The organism is Caballeronia sp. LP006, from assembly GCF_031450995.1.
Taxonomy (GTDB): Bacteria; Pseudomonadota; Gammaproteobacteria; order Burkholderiales; family Burkholderiaceae; genus Caballeronia.
Window position 1 is genome coordinate 407,590 of sequence record NZ_JARTVW010000005.1, and the last position, 19,983, is coordinate 427,572.

At 62.8% G+C, this 19,983-nt stretch carries 19 protein-coding genes; 15 read left to right on the forward strand and 4 right to left on the reverse strand.

Annotation, left to right across the window (positions count from 1 at the left end; genetic code table 11):
• Window positions 1-187: 187 nt before the first annotated feature.
• A complete protein-coding gene (metK, locus tag P9250_RS18565; RefSeq protein WP_244826665.1) occupies window positions 188-1,375 on the forward strand; it encodes a methionine adenosyltransferase in 1,188 nt (395 codons plus the stop codon).
• Window positions 1,376-1,474: 99 nt separating this feature from the next.
• On the opposite strand, the gene P9250_RS18570 is transcribed toward metK, so the two are convergent.
• Complete coding sequence (locus tag P9250_RS18570) at window positions 1,475-1,828, reverse strand: hypothetical protein (RefSeq protein ID WP_244826666.1); 354 nt, start codon at window positions 1,826-1,828, stop codon at window positions 1,475-1,477.
• A 309-nt stretch (window positions 1,829-2,137) separates the two neighbouring features.
• Between P9250_RS18570 and P9250_RS18575 the strand changes: the two genes are divergently transcribed.
• Entirely contained in the window at window positions 2,138-2,914 is a 777-nt protein-coding gene (locus tag P9250_RS18575) for a phytanoyl-CoA dioxygenase family protein (protein WP_310394509.1), read from the forward strand.
• A 14-nt stretch (window positions 2,915-2,928) separates the two neighbouring features.
• On the opposite strand, the gene P9250_RS18580 is transcribed toward P9250_RS18575, so the two are convergent.
• Together P9250_RS18580 and P9250_RS18585 are read right to left on the reverse strand one after the other, a co-directional pair.
• Window positions 2,929-3,135 carry a DUF3185 family protein gene (locus tag P9250_RS18580; protein ID WP_244826668.1) on the reverse strand — a complete coding sequence of 69 codons (207 nt, stop codon included), beginning with the start codon at window positions 3,133-3,135 and terminating at the stop codon, window positions 2,929-2,931.
• A gap of 71 nt (window positions 3,136-3,206) precedes the next feature.
• Window positions 3,207-3,998 carry a mechanosensitive ion channel family protein gene (locus P9250_RS18585; protein ID WP_244826669.1) on the reverse strand — a complete coding sequence of 264 codons (792 nt, stop codon included), beginning with the start codon at window positions 3,996-3,998 and terminating at the stop codon, window positions 3,207-3,209.
• Between the two features lie 211 nt (window positions 3,999-4,209).
• Between P9250_RS18585 and mgrA the strand changes: the two genes are divergently transcribed.
• The 13 genes from mgrA to P9250_RS18650 all read left to right on the forward strand — a co-directional run bounded on the left by mgrA (window position 4,210) and on the right by P9250_RS18650 (window position 19,084).
• Window positions 4,210-5,253: an L-glyceraldehyde 3-phosphate reductase gene (gene mgrA, locus P9250_RS18590; protein WP_244826670.1), complete on the forward strand. Its 1,044-nt coding sequence runs from the start codon at window positions 4,210-4,212 to the stop codon at window positions 5,251-5,253.
• 490 nt (window positions 5,254-5,743) lie between these two features.
• Entirely contained in the window at window positions 5,744-6,514 is a 771-nt protein-coding gene (locus P9250_RS18595; protein WP_244826671.1) for a ferredoxin--NADP reductase, read from the forward strand.
• Window positions 6,515-6,848: 334 nt separating this feature from the next.
• Window positions 6,849-7,658 (forward strand): ATP-binding protein, encoded by an 810-nt coding sequence (locus P9250_RS18600; RefSeq protein WP_310394512.1) that lies wholly within the window; start codon window positions 6,849-6,851, stop codon window positions 7,656-7,658.
• Window positions 7,659-7,666: 8 nt separating this feature from the next.
• The gene (locus tag P9250_RS18605) at window positions 7,667-8,323 is read left to right on the forward strand and encodes a response regulator transcription factor (RefSeq protein ID WP_250492867.1); all 657 of its coding nucleotides are present in this window, start codon (window positions 7,667-7,669) and stop codon (window positions 8,321-8,323) included.
• A gap of 168 nt (window positions 8,324-8,491) precedes the next feature.
• Entirely contained in the window at window positions 8,492-9,904 is a 1,413-nt protein-coding gene (locus P9250_RS18610) for an amino acid permease (protein ID WP_250466256.1), read from the forward strand.
• A 399-nt stretch (window positions 9,905-10,303) separates the two neighbouring features.
• Window positions 10,304-10,780 (forward strand): (2Fe-2S)-binding protein, encoded by a 477-nt coding sequence (locus P9250_RS18615; RefSeq protein ID WP_244826675.1) that lies wholly within the window; start codon window positions 10,304-10,306, stop codon window positions 10,778-10,780.
• Window positions 10,781-10,838: 58 nt separating this feature from the next.
• On the forward strand, window positions 10,839-13,220 hold the full coding sequence (locus tag P9250_RS18620) for a xanthine dehydrogenase family protein molybdopterin-binding subunit (protein ID WP_250466258.1): 2,382 nt from the start codon (window positions 10,839-10,841) through the stop codon (window positions 13,218-13,220).
• A gap of 13 nt (window positions 13,221-13,233) precedes the next feature.
• Entirely contained in the window at window positions 13,234-14,034 is an 801-nt protein-coding gene (locus tag P9250_RS18625; RefSeq protein WP_310394514.1) for a xanthine dehydrogenase family protein subunit M, read from the forward strand.
• Window positions 14,035-14,097: 63 nt separating this feature from the next.
• The gene (locus P9250_RS18630) at window positions 14,098-14,994 is read left to right on the forward strand and encodes a MoxR family ATPase (RefSeq protein ID WP_250466310.1); all 897 of its coding nucleotides are present in this window, start codon (window positions 14,098-14,100) and stop codon (window positions 14,992-14,994) included.
• Window positions 14,970-16,181, forward strand: a complete 1,212-nt coding sequence (locus P9250_RS18635) for a VWA domain-containing protein (protein WP_250466262.1) — start codon at window positions 14,970-14,972, stop codon at window positions 16,179-16,181. The genes P9250_RS18630 and P9250_RS18635 overlap by 25 nt, the downstream gene beginning before the upstream one ends.
• Window positions 16,182-16,199: 18 nt before the next feature.
• On the forward strand, window positions 16,200-16,745 hold the full coding sequence (locus P9250_RS18640) for a CoxG family protein (protein ID WP_244826679.1): 546 nt from the start codon (window positions 16,200-16,202) through the stop codon (window positions 16,743-16,745).
• On the forward strand, window positions 16,718-17,737 hold the full coding sequence (locus tag P9250_RS18645; protein WP_310394517.1) for an XdhC family protein: 1,020 nt from the start codon (window positions 16,718-16,720) through the stop codon (window positions 17,735-17,737). The genes P9250_RS18640 and P9250_RS18645 overlap by 28 nt, the downstream gene beginning before the upstream one ends.
• A 135-nt stretch (window positions 17,738-17,872) precedes the next feature.
• The gene (locus tag P9250_RS18650) at window positions 17,873-19,084 is read left to right on the forward strand and encodes a PepSY-associated TM helix domain-containing protein (protein ID WP_310394520.1); all 1,212 of its coding nucleotides are present in this window, start codon (window positions 17,873-17,875) and stop codon (window positions 19,082-19,084) included.
• Between the two features lie 129 nt (window positions 19,085-19,213).
• On the opposite strand, the gene P9250_RS18655 is transcribed toward P9250_RS18650, so the two are convergent.
• Window positions 19,214-19,936 carry a PepSY-associated TM helix domain-containing protein gene (locus P9250_RS18655; RefSeq protein WP_250492874.1) on the reverse strand — a complete coding sequence of 241 codons (723 nt, stop codon included), beginning with the start codon at window positions 19,934-19,936 and terminating at the stop codon, window positions 19,214-19,216.
• Window positions 19,937-19,983 lie beyond the last annotated feature (47 nt).

Below are 19,983 nucleotides of genomic sequence, written 5' to 3' on the forward strand. Positions count from 1 at the left end.
GAAACCGGTATAATAAGACCTTCGCCGAGTTAATGGACAACTTGCGGGGCGAAGCCGGCCGGCCTTCATGCAATCTGTGGAGAAGGGCTGGAGTTTAATGACATCCGCTAAAGCGTCGCCGCTTCAGACTCCGAACGAAGTCGGCTACGTGAGCAAACCACAACGTACTTTAATTGGAGTCTGAAGCGTGTCGAACGACTATCTGTTTACATCCGAATCCGTTTCCGAAGGCCACCCGGACAAGGTCGCCGATCAAATCTCCGACGCCATCCTCGACGCAATCCTGAGTCAGGACAAATACTCGCGCGTCGCAGCGGAAACGCTCTGTAACACCGGCCTCGTCGTCCTCGCGGGCGAAATCACCACGACGGCCAATGTCGACTACATCCAGGTTGCGCGCGACACCATCAAACGCATTGGCTACGACAACACCGACTACGGTATCGACTATCGCGGCTGCGCGGTGCTCGTCGCTTACGACAAGCAGTCGCCGGATATCGCGCAAGGCGTGAACAAGGCGCACGACAACAACCTCGATCAAGGCGCGGGCGACCAGGGCCTGATGTTCGGCTACGCATGCGACGAAACGCCCGAACTCATGCCGCTGCCTATCCACCTTTCGCATCGTCTGGTCGAGCGTCAGGCGAACCTGCGTCGCGACGGCCGTCTGCCGTGGCTACGTCCGGACGCGAAGTCGCAAGTCACCGTGCGTTATGTCGATGGCCGTCCGCATTCCATCGACACCGTCGTGCTTTCCACGCAGCACGCACCGGACATCGATCTCTCGGACCTGCGCGAAGCCGTGATCGAGGAAGTCATCAAGCCGACGTTGCCGGCGGATCTCATCAAGGGCGACATCAAGTTCCTGGTGAATCCCACGGGCCGCTTCGTCATCGGCGGTCCGCAAGGCGACTGCGGTCTGACGGGCCGCAAGATTATCGTGGATACCTACGGCGGCGCGGCCCCTCACGGCGGCGGCGCGTTTTCGGGTAAGGACCCGTCCAAGGTCGACCGCTCGGCTGCCTACGCCGGCCGCTATGTCGCGAAGAACATCGTGGCAGCGGGCCTGGCCTCGCGTTGCCTGATTCAGGTGTCGTACGCTATTGGTGTGGCGCGCCCGACTTCGGTCATGGTCAACACGTTCGGCACGGGCCGCGTGTCGGATGCCGAGATCACGAAGCTCGTGCTCGAACACTTCGACCTGCGTCCGAAGGGCATCATTCAGATGCTGGATCTGCTGCGTCCGATCTACGAGAAGTCGGCGGCTTATGGCCACTTCGGCCGCGAAGAGCCGGAATTCACGTGGGAAGCCACCGACAAGGCTCTCACGCTCGCGGAAGCCGCGGGCACGGAACCGGTTGCGAGCGTCGCATAAAGCGTCGTATTGGTTCGGCAGGCAAAACGAAAACCGGCAAGCATCGCGCTTGCCGGTTTTTTTGTGCGTCGCTTTTATCGAAGCGCGCCGCGCGGGCCTTCAGCGTGCCGCGAATGCATACCAACCCGCGCTGCTAGCGGAAATACGTCGCGGACGGCGGCTCGTGTGGGCCGCCGCCTGAGGCTTCGGCAGTGCGGGCGCGCGGGCTTGCATCGGACGGCGCAGCAGCGCTCTCAACGACACCTTGCGCGATGCCGTGCGCGCCCGAAGATTGAAGAAGAAGCCGCGAAACCACGAGCGAATGCCAACGACCGGATGCACGTGCATGAGCTGTTCCGCGAGCGCCTGAGTGCGCGCGGAATGGTGGCGCAGTGCGCGAACCACGCCGCGTCGAGCCGGGCGCGCGGCGTGTGAAGCAACTCGGGTCAGGCCGGAAGCGATTCGGTGGTTCATATCGGGAAGAGTCGGTTGCATGGAGGCAACTCGACGATAGTCGTCTCAAAAATAGCGATCAACGGATTCGATCCAACGAGCCTGCGGAAGTTGCACCGAATTGATGCAGGCAATGTACAGGACCATTATTACTCCGGTAAGTCCGCGTTTTCCCTGCTGAATGCCGGACGAAACGCCGGTCGCGCCGTTAAAGCGCAGGCCGAACGGGCTTTAGCCGCGCGTGAGATTTACAATCGTGCTATTCGCCCGGATGCCGGGTATTGCGATGGTTGAATGAAGTCACGTGAAGCCGTCGAGGTAAGAACTGAAATGTCCGAACACAATCCGCTTCAATCGAAATCAGAACAAGTGCGCGAATTGCGCGAGACGGGCTTCGTCGTCGTCAAGGGGCTGGTGCCTAAAGCGCGCTGCCAAGCGTTACGCGAAGTTGCGCGCCGCCAGTTGGCGGAGGCGGCGACGCCGCTCGAATTCGAAGCCGATCTGAAATACCCCGGCGCGCCCGATTCCCGGGACGCGCCCGGCGGACACACCGTGCGCCGTCTGCTTGACGCCTACGTGCGTGATCCGCTCTTCGCCGAGTTCGCGACATCGCCCGAGATTCGCGGCTGGATGGAGTTGTACTTCGGCGAGACGCCGTACCTTTCGCGTGCGCATCACAACTGCGTGATGACGAAGCATCCCGCTTACGGCAGCCTCACCGGCTGGCATCGCGACGTGCGTTACTGGGGCTTCGAGCGCGACGATCTGGTTTCGACATGGCTCGCAATCGGCGATGAAACCGTCGACAACGGCGCGCTCTGGTTCGTGCCGGGCTCGCACAAGCTGCCGTTCACGTCCGACCGCTTCGATGAAGCGAAATTCTTCCGCTCCGACCTGCCCGAAAACGCCGCGCTGATCCGCACGGCGGTTTCGCCCGCGCTCGAACCTGGCGATGTCGTGTTCTTCCACTGCAATACGCTGCACTCGGCGGGCAAAAACCTCAGCGATAAGGTGAAGTTCTCGCTCGTCTACACGTATCACGGTGCGAGCAACGTGCCGTTGCCAGGCACGCGGTCGGCCGCGAAACCGGAAGTGCCGCTCGTCTGAGCGCGTTTTGCGTTTTATCGGCGGGATGACGGCAGCGCAAGGCCGATCATTCCCGCGAGCGTGGCCACGACGCCGCCCGCGAGCAGCCAGATAGTCTTGTTCGTGGGCGAACCGGTGAAAAAGCGCGATACGTCGTTACTCAACGAATGAAACGACTGGCCGCCGAAATAAAGCAGCACGATGCCGCCGACAATCAACGCAACGGAAATCGCTCGGGTCATGGGCCAGTCTCGCGGAAGGTAAGGCGCGACAGGTTATTCAATCTTCCCGCTCGCGTCCAGTCGTCCCGGTTTCAGGTGATCTGCTCGCGCGTCAGCGGCTGAATCTTGCGCAGCAATTCGGCCTGTACGCTCGCGTGATCGCTTGCGCGCGTCCATGCGCCCACGTTGAACTTGACGCCGGTGTCGGTGTAATCCGTTACCGCGATCCACGGCGCGGACGGCGCTTCCTGCACGATACGCGGATCTTCGCTCACGAGCCGGCGCAATTCCTCGAGCACATGTTCGACCTTCTGACCGTGCGCCACTTGAAAGTTGAGCACCACGCGGCGGCGTTCGTTCGCGCTGTAGTTGGTGATGGGATTCGCCCAGATCGTGCTGTTCGGCACGAACATGACGATGCCGTCGGCCTTGGTGAGGCGCGTGGTGAAGAGACCGATCTCGTTCACGGTTCCGGCCGTGGTGCCGACGCCCTCGATGTAATCGCCCACGCGGAACGGGCGCAGCAACAACAGCATCAGTCCCGCCGCGATGTTCTGCAGCGTGCCCTGCAACGCCAGGCCAATAGCCAGTCCGGCCGCGCCGAGCACGGTCAGGATACTCGCCGCCGCGATGCCGAACTTGCCGAGCGCGGCCACGATGGCGACTACGCGAATGGCCCACATCGCCACGCTGGCGAGCACCGGCGTGAGCGTGGCGTCGATATGCGTGCGCCCGAGCGTGCGCCGCAGCGCGTTGGCGACGAAGTTCGAAATCCACCATCCGACGGCGAGGATCAGGATCGCCATGAGGAAGTCGATGCCATACGTCACGGCAAGGGCTAACAGGGAATCGTAGGCAGGGCGCAGCTTATCGATAGAGTTCATCGGTCAGATTCCTTCATTTGGGATTTGCATTGGTCTGGCGTCGGACCAGAACGTTCCCGCGTAGGCCGTCTGGACGAGGGTCGTACGGCTTGCGGCGGATTGGCTTAACATTGTCGGCCTCGACCGGCGGAGCGGCGAGCACGTGCCGCACAACGCCCGAACGCAGTCCCCGAAACCGATTCAGTCAACCAGCACGCAAAGGGAATTCGATATGGCATACGAAGCAGCTTCCGAGCGTTATACGCAGATGCAATACCGCACGTGCGGCAAGAGCGGATTGAAACTTCCTGCGTTGTCTCTTGGTCTGTGGCACAACTTCGGCGATACCACGCCCATCTCGACGCAACGCGAAATTCTGCGCACGGCATTCGATCTCGGCGTCACGCACTTCGATCTCGCCAACAACTACGGCCCGCCGTATGGCAGCGCGGAAACGAACTTCGGCCGGATCTTCAAGGACGACTTCCGGCCGTATCGCGATGAGCTGCTGATTTCGTCGAAGGCCGGCTGGGACATGTGGCCGGGACCTTACGGCAACGGCGGCGGTTCGCGCAAGTATGTGCTCGCGAGTCTGGATCAAAGCCTGAAGCGCATGGGCCTCGATTACGTCGACATTTTCTACTCGCATCGTTTCGATGCGGACACGCCGCTCGAAGAAACCGCTGGGGCGCTCGCAACCGCCGTTCATTCGGGCAAGGCGCTGTATGTCGGCATTTCGTCGTATTCGGCGTCGAAGACGCGCGAAATGGCGCGCTTGCTGGCCGAGCACAAGGTGCCGCTCTTGATCCATCAGCCGTCGTACAACATGCTGAATCGCTGGATCGAACACGAACTGCTCGATACGCTCGACGATCTCGGCACCGGCAGCATCGCGTTCACGCCGCTCGCGCAGGGCTTGCTCACGAGCAAGTATTTGAACGGCGTGCCGCAGGATGCGCGCGTGAACAAGGCGGGCGGCGGATCGCTCAAGCAGGAGCATTTGAGCGACGAGAATCTGGCGCATGTGCGCAAGCTCAACGAACTCGCGGAGCGTCGCGGTCAGAGCCTCGCGCAGATGGCGCTCGCGTGGGCGTTGCGCGGTGGCCGTGTGACTTCGGTGCTGATCGGCGCGAGCCGCGCGGAACAGGTCGTCGAGAACGTCGCCGCGCTGAAGAATCTGGAGTTCAGCGCAGAGGAACTCGCCGAGATCGACAAGCATGCGCAGGAAGGCGGCGTGAATCTGTGGGAGAAGCCGTCGACGGATCAACGCATCTGATCGCGTCGTCCCGCCGTTGTCCCGGCCCGACCGTCAGAAGGGTATTTCGGGATTATTGCGGAATCCGTTGCTATCATGCGGGCTCGGCGGCTTTTTGGCTGTGATTTGCGGCGTGTTCGACGCGCGTCTCCCGTTCTTCGCAATCATTCGCCAGGCCGAGCAGCCAGGTGCGCGCCGTCCCGCAGAGTCCCACGCGCGTCCAGCCAGTCTCTATGCCGCACGGCCGCGACACGACGGCAAATGTCGATCGGGTTAAAATGCTCGATTGCGCCGGGTTGTCCGGCTGGGTTGTCTGGTTTGCGCGCGTGCTTCGGCTCAAGTCTTGAGCAGGCCGCGTGATACCGAAGCGCCGACATCAGCCCATACGATCGTCCTTTTGCGTAGTAAAGCGCGGCAAAGTCTTTTCGATGCCCGTTCCCGCCAGAGCATTCGGCAGGCGGCGAGCGGCACCGCGTCATCGCATCATCGTTCTCGCACAGTCCAAGAAGCCATGAGCAACCTTAATTCTCAAACCGTTCTGAGCGTCCACCACTGGACCGACACGCTCTTCAGTTTCACCTGCACTCGCGATTCGTCGTTCCGCTTCGAGAACGGTCAGTTCACGATGGTGGGCCTCGAAGTCGAAGGCAAGCCGCTCTTGCGCGCCTATAGCCTCGCGAGCGCGAACTACGAGGAGCATCTCGAATTCTTGAGCATCAAGGTGCCGGACGGCCCCCTGACGTCGCGCCTTCAGCATTTGAAGGTGGGCGATCCCGTGCTGATCGGCAAGAAGCCGACGGGCACGCTCGTCGCCGACAACTTGTTGCCGGGCAAAACGCTGTGGCTGCTTTCGACGGGCACGGGCCTCGCGCCTTTCATGTCGATCATCAAGGACCCGGACGTCTACGACCGCTTCGACAAGATCGTGCTGACGCACACGTGCCGTTTCGTCGATGAACTCGCGTACAAGGACTTCATCACCGAGCACTTGCCGGCGCACGAGCATATCGGCGAGATCGTGTCGGAGAAGCTCGTGTACTACCCGACCGTCACGCGTGAAGAGTTCGCGAATCGCGGCCGGATCACCGACCTCATCGAAACGAAGAAGCTGTTCGCGGATTTGTCGGTCGATCCGTTCTCGGTTGAAAACGACCGCGTGATGCTTTGCGGCAGCCCGCACATGCTGCGCGACACGCGCGAGTTGCTCGACAGCCTTGGCTTCAAGGAAGGCAGCAACAATCATCCGGGACATTACGTGGTGGAAAAGGCTTTCGTCGGCTGATTCGACTGCTGTTTGTCCTGTCGAGAAAACCGGTGCTTTCGTGCGCCGGTTTTTTTTCGCGCCGATTCGCCGGGGCATTGTTACAAATTGGCCGCCTGTGGCATGACACCGGTTGCCAGCGGACAGTGGCAATGTTTGCCAAACGGCATGAGCTTCATGTCTCAAAGCCTTGCCGGATATGGCTTTATAATCATTTTGAGATATGATTCCGCAACGCTCAGACGGATGACGCAACGGTATCGTCCGTCGTCGATGTTACGGAGTGTAAATTTAGTTACGCCACATGTGTCTTCTGGCGACGTAACTCTAGTTGCGCTCACTTGGGAGACATTGAATGAACTCGTCGGCCAGAATTCCGCCTGAAACACGCAAGGCGCCGCGCGCGTCCGCTTCGCTAGTCTCCGTGCCGATCGACGCACGCTTCAAGAGCGATCGCCAAGTGCGCAGTCTCGCGGCGCGCATCGACGAACTCACCACGCAACTGGCCGCCATCGAAGCGCACACGCGCGGCACACTCGCGCAGGACTTGCACGACGAGATGGGCGCCGTTCTGACCGCCGCCAACCTGGCGATTTCCCGCGCGCAATACTGGCTTCCCGCCAATGCCCCTGCCGCTTGCGCCGATGCGCTTCGCCAGGCGCGCGACTGTATCGCGGAAGCGGGCGAAGCGAGTCATCGAATCGTCGAGGATTTGCAAGCGCCGCCCTTCGACACCGGTTTCACCACCGGACTTGCCGACTGGATCGCCACCTTCGGCGCGCGTGCCGCCATTCATGTCGATTTCGTCTGCCCCGACGATTCCCGCTTCGACGATCTCCCGCCTGGTCTCGCCGTCGCGCTTTTACGCGTGATGCAGGAAGCGTTGACCAATGTCGCACGCCACGCCCGGGCGACGCGCGCGCGAGTCAATGTCGAGCGTGACGCGCAAGGCGTGACGCTCGTCATCGACGATGACGGGATCGGCATGACGCCCGCCGCGCGTCGCAAGACCGGCCGCTTCGGCATGCCCGGCATGCGTGCGCGATGCGAGGCGTTCGGCGGCAGCGTGCGCGTCGCTGCATCGGAGATGGGCGGCGTCGCGGTGCACGCGCGCATTCCGCTGGTATGCCCGCCGCGTCCGGTTCGGCGCGCGGCCAACGCCTGAGGCCGCGCATGGCGCTGCGCATCCTGCTCGCCGACGACCACGCCATCGTGCGCCGTGGCGTCGCGCAATTGCTGATCGAGCGCGAGCTGGCCTCGGAGGTGATCGAAGCCGGAACCGGCGTTCAGGCGCTCGCACTCGCCGCGCGCCACGCGCCCGACGTGGCGATGCTCGACATTTCGCTTCCCGATGTAAACGGTCTAGACGTACTCAAGCGCCTGAAGCGCGACATGCCGCGCCTGCCCGTGCTGATGTTTTCGATGCATCGCGAAGATCAATATGCCGTGCGCGCGCTCAAGGCCGGCGCGGCGGGTTATCTCTCGAAGACGGCGGACCCGGCGCTCATGATCGGCGCGATCCAGCAAGTCGCGGCGGGCCGCAAATACGTGAGCCCGGAAATGGCGGAAGCGCTTGCGAACTACGTTTCGCTTGGTTCGGAGCGCATGCCGCACGAGCAACTCTCTGACCGCGAATTCCAGACGCTGTGCATGCTGGCTTCGGGTAAGCGGCTCACGGACATCGCACACGCGCTTTCGCTGTCGGTGAAAACAGTGAGCGTTTATCGGGCGCGCTTACTCGACAAGATGCAGCTTGCGAACAACGCCGAACTGACCTTCTATGTGATGAGCCATCGCCTCATCGACATGAACCCGGCAATAGCGGGCTGAAAAGTCCCGGAATTTATCTTAAACAAGATAAAAAACGAACGATCTGTAAAAAATGCGCAAGGAAAGGGCGTCCAATGCTCGTTCTTTGGGCATGCTTCCAGTCTCCGCTAAACTATCGGGTTTTCCCGAGGTACGGTGCCTTTGAGCGCCTTTAGGAGACTCACCGCAATGTCGTTGTTCCGCAAGAAAAACATCGAGCACATGCTGGCTGCCACCCACAGCACGTCGCTCAAGAAGACTCTGGGCGCGCTCGATCTCACCTTCCTTGGTATTGGCGCCATCATCGGCACCGGCATTTTCGTGCTGACGGGAACCGGCGCCGTGCAAGCCGGCCCGGCGCTCATGGTTTCGTTCATCGTCGCGGCAATTGCGTGCTGTTTCGCGGCGCTTGCCTACGCCGAGTTCTCTTCGACCATTCCGGTCGCCGGTTCCATCTATACCTATTCTTACGCCACGCTTGGCGAACTGGCTGCGTGGATCATCGGCTGGGATCTGATGCTCGAATACGGGCTTGCCACTTCCGCCGTGTCGGTCGGATGGTCGGGTTATCTGCAATCGCTACTGTCGGGCTTCGGCATCTCGCTGCCGACCGTACTTACCGCCGCGCCCGGCGCGTTGCCCGACCACGTCACCTATTTCAACCTGCCCGCATTTCTGGTGATGATGGCGATCACCGCGCTCTTGTCGGTCGGCGTGAAGGAATCCACGCGCGTGAACAACATCATGGTCGCGATCAAGGTGACCGTCGTGTTGCTGGTGATCGCCGTCGGCGTGTTTCATGTGACGCCCGCCAATTGGCATCCGTTCATGCCGAATGGCTGGTCGGGCGTGTTCGGCGCGGCGGCGGTGATGTTCTTCGCGTTCATCGGTTTCGATTCGGTGTCGTCCGCCGCCGAGGAGGTGAAGAACCCGAAGCGCGATCTGCCGATCGGCATCATTTCGTCGCTGGCCGTGTGCGCGGTGCTGTATGTCGCCGTCGCGGCGGTCGTGACGGGCATCGTGCCGTCGGCGCAGTTCGCGGGCGTTTCGCATCCGGTTTCGTATGCGCTACAAGTGGTCGGACAGAACTGGGTCGCGGGTTTCATCGACTTAGGCGCGGTGCTCGGCATGCTCACCGTGATCCTCGTCATGAGCTACGGCCAGACGCGCATCATCTACGCGATGTCGCGTGACGGACTCTTGCCCGCGCGGCTCTCGAAAGTTCATCCGCGTTACTCGACGCCTTTCTTTACAACTTGGCTCGTCGGCATTTTCTTCGGGCTGATCGGCGCGCTCGTGCCGCTCAACGTGCTGGCGGAGCTCATCAACATCGGCACGCTCGCGGCGTTCTCGATGGTGTCCATCGCCGTGCTGATCCTGCGCCGCACGCATCCGGACTTGCCGCGCGCGTTCCGCTGTCCTGGCGTGCCGGTGGTGCCCATTCTCGCGGTGGCGTCGTGCCTGTTTCTGATGCTCAATCTCAAGGCGATGACGTGGGTCGCGTTCGTCGTTTGGCTCGTGATCGGCCTCGCGATTTATTTCGTCTACTCGCGCCGGCATTCGGTGCTCGGTCGCGCGCAGGCTTCGAAAAACGTGCTGTAAGGCGTCTTGCGCGCCGGTTGCATGAACGCCGCCTTCGGGCGGCGTTTTTATTTTCAGAGCCGCAAGCGAAGACGAGCGCAGACAGGCAAACGCATCCACCGGCAAGTAAGCCCAATAGCTACGCTCGCCGATTTGTGCTTTACTCGGCTCTGCAAACATGAACGCGCATCACACGATTTCCCAGCCAAACGCTCACAGCAGCAGGTCGGCAGGTTCAGGACGTGGTTGACGTGAGTGGCGAAGCAAGCGAGTGGCGTAAGGCTGGTCCATCCCCACAGCAGTCGGTCTGCCGTGACCGGAATAGAAGCGGATAGCTTCGCTTCGAGTCGTCGCAGAGAAACTGCACGAGGCCCGCGTATGGAGCGAAAAAGCTCCGGCCGGGTCGCAAAGGAGACAGTAATGACGCTCAGCATCAGCCTGACGGTCAACGGCAAACCCGTGACCGCCAACGTCGAACCGCATCTTCTGCTCGTCCAGTTTCTACGCGAACAACTCAGGCTCACCGGCACGCACATTGGCTGCGATACCGCGCAGTGCGGCGCGTGCACCGTGCATCTCGAAGGGCGCGCGATCAAGTCGTGCAACATCCTCGCCGCGCAGGCCGACGGCATGGCGGTGACGACTATCGAAGGCATGGCGAAAGACGGCGAGCTTCATCCCATGCAGGCGGCGTTCAAGGAATGCCACGGTCTGCAATGCGGTTTCTGTACGCCGGGCATGGTGATGAGCGCGAGCGCACTCGCCGCGCAATCTCCGGATCTCTCCGAAGAGGAAGTGCGCGAGCAGCTCGACGGCAATCTGTGCCGCTGTACGGGCTATCACAACATCGTCAAGGCGGTCCTGCAGGGCGCGCAATCCATGAGGTCGGGCGGCTAGAAACACTAGCTGCACTCTATCGATCGATCCGGATTTCGCGCCTATCAAGGAGACCGCGATGAATGCCCCTGAGCAACAGAAACTGATTGGCGCTGGCATCAAGCGCAAGGAAGACTATCGCTTCCTGACGGGTGCCGGCCAGTACACCGACGATGTCGTCCTTCCACAGCAAAGCTACGCCGCGTTCCTGCGCTCGCCTCACGCGCACGCGAAGATTCGCGGTATCGACATGGAAGCGGCCAAGGCTTCGCCGGGCGTGATCGCCATTTTCACGGGCAAGGATCTTGCCGGCGAAAACGTCGGTGGCTTGCCGTGCGGCTGGCTGATCCACAGCACCGATGGCTCGCCGATGAAAGAGCCGCCGCATCCCGTCATTGCGAACGAAAAGGTGCTGCACGTGGGCGATCAGGTCGCGCTCGTGGTCGCCGAATCCATCAAGGAAGCGAAGGACGCGCTCGAACTCATCGAGGTCGATTACGACGTGCTGCCCGCCGCGGTCGATACCGGCAGCGCCGCCGGCGACGGCCAGCCGCAAGTGCACGACAGCGTGCCGAACAACGTCTGCTACAACTGGGGCCACGGCGACAAGGCCAAGACCGACGCCGCCTTCGCGCAGGCCGCGCACGTGACGACGCTCGATATCGTGAACCAGCGCCTCGTGCCAAACGCGATCGAACCGCGCGCCGTCAACGCGAGCTATTCGAAGCACGACGAAAGCTACACGGTCTACGTCGCGAATCAGAACCCGCACGTCGAGCGGCTGCTGATGGCGGCGTTCGTACTGTCGCTGCCGGAATCGAAACTGCGGATCATCGCGCCGGATGTGGGCGGCGGCTTCGGCTCGAAGATTTTCCTGTACCCGGAAGACGTGGCGCTGACGTGGGCGTCGAAGAAAGTCGGGCGTCCGATCAAGTGGACGGCCGAGCGCTCCGAAGCGTTTCTTTCCGACGCGCATGGCCGCGATCACGTCACCAAAGCAGAACTCGCCATCGACAAAGACGGCAAGTTTCTCGCGATGCGCGTGCACACGACGGCGAACATGGGCGCGTATCTGTCGACGTTCGCCTCGTCGATTCCGACCGTGCTCTACGCGACCTTGCTCGCCGGCCAATACACCACGCCCGCGATCTACGCCGAAGTCAAAGCGGTCTTCACCAACACCGTTCCCGTCGATGCCTATCGCGGCGCGGGCCGTCCGGAAGCGACCTATGTCGTCGAGCGGCTCGTCGAAACGGCGGCGCGCGAGTTGAATATCGATCCGGTCGAACTGCGCCGCCGCAACTTCATACGCGAGTTTCCGTACGCGACGCCGGTCGGCCTGACCTACGACGTCGGCGATTACGACGCGTGTCTGAACCGCGCGCTCGAACTCGCGGACGTGCAAGGCTTTGCCATGCGCAAGGCGGAATCGGAGAAAGCGGGCAAGCTACGCGGCATCGGCTATTCGTGCTATATCGAGGCGTGCGGGCTCGCGCCCTCGAATGTCGCGGGGGCGCTCGGCGCGCGGGCGGGCTTGTTCGAGGCGGGCGAAGTGCGCGTGCATCCTACCGGCTCGGTCACGGTTTTCACCGGCTCGCACAGTCACGGACAAGGGCACGAAACGACCTTCGCGCAAGTGGTCGCGGACCGGCTTGGCGTGGATATCGACAACGTCGAGATCATTCACGGCGACACGGGCCGCATTCCGTTCGGCATGGGCACGTATGGCTCGCGCTCCATTTCGGTCGGCGGCTCGGCGATCATGAAGGCGCTCGACAAGGTGGAAGCGAAGGCCAAGAAGATTGCCGCGCATCTGCTCGAAGCAGCGGTGGAGGACATCGAGTTCAAGAACGGCACGTTCCGCGTGGCGGGCACGGACCGCACGAAGAGTTTCGTCGATGTCTCGCTTGCCGCCTACGTGCCGCACAACTTCCCGCTGGAAACCATGGAGCCGGGGCTGAACGAAAATGCGTTCTACGATCCGACCAACTTCACTTATCCGTCGGGCGCGTATGTCTGCGAAGTGGAAGTCGATCAGGACACAGGCGAAACGCGTATTCAGAAGTTCACGGCGGTCGATGACTTCGGCAACGTGATCAACCCGATGATCGTCGAGGGACAAGTGCATGGCGGGCTCGGCCAGGGAATCGGGCAGGCGATGCTCGAGCGCTGCGTCTACGACGACACCACCGGCCAGTTGCTCTCAGGCTCGTATATGGATTACGCGATGCCGCATGCCATCGACTTGCCGAACTTCACCGTCGAAACCGCGAAGGGCACGCCGTGCTCGCACAATCCGCTCGGCGTGAAGGGCTGCGGCGAAGCGGGCGCAATCGGCTCGCCGCCCGCCGTCATCAACGCGATTCTCGATGCCCTCGCGCCGCTCGGCGTGAAGGATTTGCAGATGCCCGCGACGCCCCATCGCGTGTGGTCCGCAATGCACGCCGCCCAACGCGCCTGAAGGGAGAACGAACATGTACGCATTCGACTATCAACGTCCCGGCGAAACTCAGGCTGCGGTTGCCGCGCTTTCCGCTAACGGCGATGCCAAATTTCTCGCGGGCGGCCAGAGTCTCTTGCCGACCATGCGCTTGCGGCTCGCGCAGCCATCGGCGCTCGTGGATGTGACGCGCATCGCGTCGATGAAAAGCATCGCGCTCGATGGCGGCAAGCTGATCATCGGCGGCGCCATGTGCCACGCGCAGGTTGCATCGGACGAACAGGTTCGAAAGGCGCTGCCCGGTCTCGCCGATCTGGCTGGCCGAATCGGCGACAGACAGGTGCGCGAGCGCGGCACGATTGGCGGCTCGCTTGCCAACGACGACCCCGCCGCGTGCTATCCAGCCGCCGTGCTTGCGCTGAACGCGACGGTGGTGACGGATCGCAGGCGCATTGGCGCGGATGAGTTTTTCATCGACATGTATCAGACCGCGCTGGAGCCGGACGAGTTGATCGTCGCGGTGGAATTTCCGCTCGCCAAGCGCGCCGCGTACGAAAAGTTTCGCAACCCTGCTTCGCACTTCGCGCTCGTCGGCGTGTTCGTTGCAAAGCATGAAGACGGCGTGCGCGTTGGCGTGACTGGCGCGGCGTCTTCCGTGTTTCGTGCGGCCGAGCTGGAGGCGGCGTTGTCGAAAGACTTTTCCGTCAGCGCGGCGCGAGGCGTGAAGATCCTGCCCGGCGAACTCAACGACGACATGCACGCGAGCGCGGAATATCGCGCGCATCTGATTCCGGTGCTGGCGGGCCGGGCGATCGAACGCGCCAACTCGTTCTAGGCAGCACGTCGAAGTCATTCAGCAACCAAGCGGCGGATTTCGAGTCCGCCGCGCCTTCCCATGATGCCGAACGAGCCGGATTCCATCGACGAGACGCTCGCGCGACTGCGCGAGCATCAATACTTCGCGAACCGCGAGCTCGCGACGGCGCTTTTTCTCGCGCTGAAAATGCAGCGGCCGCTCTTTCTCGAAGGCGAACCGGGCGTCGGCAAGACCGAACTCGCGAAAGCGGCGGCGGGTCTGTGCGGCACGACGCTCTTGCGCCTGCAATGCTACGAAGGTCTCGATACGGCGAGCGCGCTCTACGAATGGGACTATCCGCGTCAGATCATGGCGCTGCGGCTCGCGGAAGCATCGGGTGAAACACCCTCGAACGATTCGCTGTATCGCGGCGAGTTTCTGTTGAAGCGTCCGTTGCTTCAGGCGCTGCTGCCCGATCCTTCGAACGCGAACGCGCGGCGCGTGTTGCTCATCGATGAAATCGATCGCGCCGACGAGCCGTTCGAAGCGTTCCTGCTCGAACTGCTGTCGGACTTTCAGGTGTCGATTCCCGAGTACGGCACGGTGCGCGCCACGCATCCGCCTCTCGTCGTGATGACCTCGAACCGCACGCGCGAAGTGCACGATGCGCTCAAGCGCCGCTGTCTTTATCAGTGGATCGGCTATCCCGCGCGCGATGTCGAGCTCGAGATCGTCGCGGCGCGCGCACCGGAAGCGAGCCGCGACTTGCAGGCGCGAGCGGTCGGCTTCGTGCACGAGTTGCGCACGCTGGATCTGTTCAAGGCGCCGGGCGTCGCGGAAACCATCGACTGGTGCCGCGCGCTCGCGGCGTTGTCGGTGTCGGAACTGGATCCGCAGTCGGTGCGCGACACGCTCGGCGTGCTGCTGAAGTATCAGGACGACCTCGCGCGCATGGACGCCGACACGCTCGCGCAATGTCTTTCGGCGGCGCGGTCATAGCGATGGAAACCATCGCGCGCAACGTCGTGCACTTCGTCAGGCTGCTGCGCGGCGCGGGCCTCGGCATGTCGCCCGCGCATGCCGTCGATGCCATCGACGCGCTGCGCTTCATCGATCTGCGTCGTCGCGACGACGTGCACGCGACGCTCGCGTGTCTGCTGGTTCACGCGAGCGACGAGCGCGGCATCTTCGACGCGGCCTTCGATCTCTTTTGGCGCGATCCCGACTGGGAAGGCAAGCTGCGCATGCTGTTGCTGCCGAAAGTGACGAACGGCATGCCGCCGCCCAAACGCAACAACCGTCTCGCCGATGCGCTCGCCACGCGCGCGGTGTCATCGGCTGAAACGAAGCGGGAAGGCGCGACCGAGGAAGCGCACGCGCGCCTCTCGTTCAGCGCGCGGGAACGCCTGAGCCAGCGCGATTTCGATACCCTGAGCGCCGACGAATGGCGCACGCTGCGGCATCAAATTCGCGCGCATCGGCTGCCGCTTGCTAGCGAACCGACGCGCAGGCTCAAGGCGGCTTCGCGCGGCACGCATGCCGACCTGAAGGCGAGCGCACGTCACGCGGTTCGTTCAGGCGGCGACTGGACCGTGTGGAAATACCGCGCCGTCGTGGAACGCCGGCCGCCGCTCGTCTTGTTGCTCGACATATCCGGCTCGATGAGCGCATATTCGCGCGCCGTTCTGTACTTCTGCCACGCGCTTTTGCAATCGCGCGAGCGCTTGCAGGTGTTTCTGTTCGGCACGCGTCTGACCAACGCCACGCGCGCGTTGCGTGAGCGCGATCCGGACGTCGCGATTGCCGCGCTCGGGCTTCAGGTCGCCGACTGGTCGGGCGGAACGCGCATTGGCGGGGCGCTCGCCGAGTTCAATCGACGCTGGGCGCGCCGCGTGCTTGCAGGTCGCGCGACCGTTCTTCTCGTCACCGACGGCCTGGATCACGAGGCCATCGACGTGCTCGAAACCGAAATTGCGCGGCTGCATCGTTTCGCGCATCGGCTGGTGTGGCTCAATCCGCTTCTGAGATTCGCCGATTTCACGCCGCGCGCCCGAGGCGTGCGCGCGATCCTGCCGCACGTCGATGCGATGCTCGCGGCCCACAATCTCGACAGTCTCACCGCTGTCGGACGGGAACTGGCGGCGGCGCACGGCCGGCACGATTCAGGCGCGCGTCGCGTCCCGTGAGTTTCAGGGAGACGAAAAATGGAACTGTCCGAAACGCATGTCTTGCCGGTGCCCCAGGCGCGGGCGTGGGAAGCGCTCAACGACACGGAGATTCTGAAACTTTGTATCCCCGGCTGCGACAGCATCGACGCGGAAGGCGAGAATGCGTATGCGGTCGCGATGACGGCGGCGGTCGGCCCGGTCAAGGCGCGCTTCAAGGGCCGCATGGAACTGACGAATATCGACGCGCCGAAGACGTACACCATCGTGTTCGAAGGGCAGGGCGGCGCGGCCGGTTTCAGCAAGGGCAGCGCGACGGTGAACCTGGAACCGGGCGAGACCGCCGACACCACCAGGCTCACTTACAGCGCGAATGCGCAGGTGGGTGGCAAGCTGGCGCAGATCGGCTCGCGGCTCGTGGATGGCGCGGCGCGCAAAATCGCGGGCGAGTTCTTCAAGCGCTTCAGCGCGCAATTGCAGGGCGCGAGTGGACCGGCGAATGAATCGGCGGACGCTGAAAACGGCGGCGACGCAGGGCAGGAACAGGGAAAGAAATCATGGACAGCGTGGATCTCGAAGTCTTGAAAAACAGCGCGCGATGGCTCGATGAAGGTCATCGCGCATTGCTCGTCACGGTGGTGAAGACGTGGGGCTCGTCGCCGCGCCCGGAAGGCGCCATGCTCGCCGTGCGCGCCGACGGCCACGTGGTCGGATCGGTGTCGGGCGGGTGTATTGAAGACGATCTGATCGAGCGCGTGCGGCAACGCGGTATCGAGCAGACGAAGCCGGAAGCGGTGAAGTACGGCATCAGCGCGGAAGAAGCGCATCGCTTCGGCTTGCCGTGCGGCGGCACGATTCAGCTCGTGCTGGAGCCGTTGACGAAGGACAGCGGCATCGCGGAACTGTGCGCGGCGGTGGAAAGCGGGCGGCTCGTCGCGCGCACGCTCGACATGGCGACCGGCCGCGCGCGTCTCGAACCGGCGCAAGCTACCGATGGCGTGCTCTTCGACGACGCCACGCTGCTCACCATCCACGGGCCGCGCTATCGCATGCTGGTGATCGGCGCGGGGCAGTTGTCGCGCTATCTGTGCAGCATCGCGGTGGGGCTGGATTATCAGGTCACCGTCTGCGACCCGCGCGTGGAGTACACGGACGAGTGGAACGTGCCGGGCACGACCATCGTGCGGACCATGCCCGACGATACCGTGATGGACATGAAACTCGACGAACGCTGCGCGGTCATCGCGCTGACGCACGATCCGAAGCTCGACGATCTCGCGCTGATGGAAGCGCTGAAAACGCCTGCCTTCTATGTCGGCGCGCTGGGATCGCGGCGCAACAACGCCGCGCGGCGCGAGCGTCTGAAGGAGTTCGATCTCAACGAAGCCGAACTCGCGCGACTGCACGGGCCGGTGGGCATTTATATCGGCAGCCGCACGCCGCCCGAGATCGCGGTGTCGATTCTCGCGGAAGTCACGGCGGCGAAGAACGGCGTGTCCTTGCCGGAATTGCTGAAGGTGGAAGGCGCAAAGGCCGCGCGGGAACTCGCGGGAAGTGGCGAGGTGTGTGGCGTATGAGTTTGGCGACCCCGAATTCGCAAGCTCAGGCCCGCATCGCGTGCGGCCTATAATCGTCGTTCTCATCCGCGCGGCTAATTTTGATGCGCCAAGCCTGCGCGGACAGGTCATCGAACTATTTCCAATCCGCACCGAATGCCCGGCAAACCCTTGACCGGCGATGCCCGCCGCGCAATCGCGCAAGCGGATGCGCCGCCGCAACCCGCGTCCGTCAGAACCGGGCAGCGTCACATGAGCCACCGTGCGTTACGCGGGTGGTCCGTGGTGCATCGCTGGACGAGTCTCATCTGCACGGCGTTCATGTTGCTGCTCTGTCTGACGGGCCTGCCGCTCGTCTTCGGTCACCAACTCGACCTGCTGACGGGCGATGCCATCGAAGCGCCTGCGCTGCCCGCATCGCAGGCGAATGCGCGCGCGAGTTACGACGCGGTCTTGCACGCCGCGCTGAGGGAGCATTCCGGCCACGTTGCGCAGTACATGATCTGGGAGCCGGACGAACCGCTTTTGCCTGTCATCGTCACCGCGCCTCGCGCCGATACACCGCCCGACGACACGCTAAGCACCACCGTCGATGCACGCACCGCGAGGCCGCTCGGCATGCCGCCGGGAAAGGGATCGCTCAAGTTCGTGCTGCTCAAACTGCACGTCGATATGTTCGCCGGACTCTTCGGCAAACTGTTCCTCGGCGCGATGGGCGTGATGTTTCTCGCGGCGATTGTCTCGGGTGTCGTCGTGTATTTGCCGTTCTGGCGCAAGGTAGGGCTCGGGCGCGTGCGGCTTGCGAAGAAGCGGCGCATCGTCTGGCTTGACTGGCATAACGCCATCGGCATGTTGACGCTCGCGTGGGCGCTATTGGTCGGCGCGACCGGTTCCATCAACACGCTCGCCGATCTCATGCTCGATGCCTGGCGTAACGATCAACTCGCGCAGATGCTCGCGCCTTATCATGGCCAGCCGCCGGTGACGGTGCGCGCAACCGTCGACGACGCCGTGAAGACCGCGCAGGGCGTCGCACCCGGCATGATTCCGTCGTTCGTGGCGTTTCCGGGGACGCGCTTCAGCAGTCCGCATCACTATGCCGTGTGGATGCGCGGCGACGGCATTCTCACGACGCGAATCCTGCGGCCGGTTCTCGTGGATGCATCGACCGGCGCGCTCACCGATTCACGCGAATTGCCGTGGTATCTGAAAGTGCTGCTTGGCTCGCAGCCATTGCATTTCGGCGATTTCGGCGGGATGCCGCTCAAAATTTTCTGGGCAGCGTTCGATTTGCTGACTATCGTCGTGCTGGGAAGCGGTTTGTATCTTTGGCTCACGCGGCATAATCCGCGGAAAAGGAAGGCATAGAGCGGCGCGCGTGGTTCGCGCCGGCATGGCAAAGGCCGGCCATGGGGAGAAAAGCGGAGCAACGCGGCAAAACGGCGACACCGCGCATCCAAACCGCTTCGCTACGCACCAAGCGCGCTAGGGAGCGCCTTACATCAACCCACAAACAATTGCCGCGATCAGCGAGACGGTGACGATCACCACACCCGCCGTGCGCCGCTTGTTGAGCTCGGTCCACAACAGCACGCCAGTCAGCGACAGCAATATGATGCTGCCCGCGAACGTATCGATGAGCAGCACCCAGCCCACGCTCAGACCCACGCCCTTGTGCAGGTTCGTCATCATTGCGAGGAAGGTGTTTTCGGTGCGCTTCACCGACACGAAGTTATTGCCCACCCAGTATTCCGCCTGCACGTTGCCGCCTGGCGTGGCCAGTGCCACCGACCACTGCTCCGGCTGCATCGTGCTCTTGTCGCCCCAGCCGACCGGATGCGCGGGCTCGCGACGCGTACGGCCAAGCTGACCGTCGATCTTCAATTCCTTCTTGAGCCACGTCCCCATGTCGCGCGGCGACTTGAATCCTTCGGCGGGCAAGGGCATCTGCATCTGCGTAACCTGCGGTTCGCCTGTCGAGATACGCAGCGGCGGCGCGCGGTGATTCAACAGGAAACCGGTCGTGCCGAACAGCAAGCCGAGTAACGCGCCCCACAAGCCGATCCAGCCGTGCACCTTTCGCAGCCATTTGAGAAAAACCGAACGGCGCGACCGATTTTTGCGGACGAACTGCTCGGCATCGTCAATAAGCCGATGCGGCCGGTAGGAAGCGCCGCTAGTCGCGGATGGCTGCGGATTCAGTGTATCGGGCGCGTTCACGCGTCTCTCCGGAAGTGGGTCTGGTTCGGGCAAAGCCCCGTCGCAGT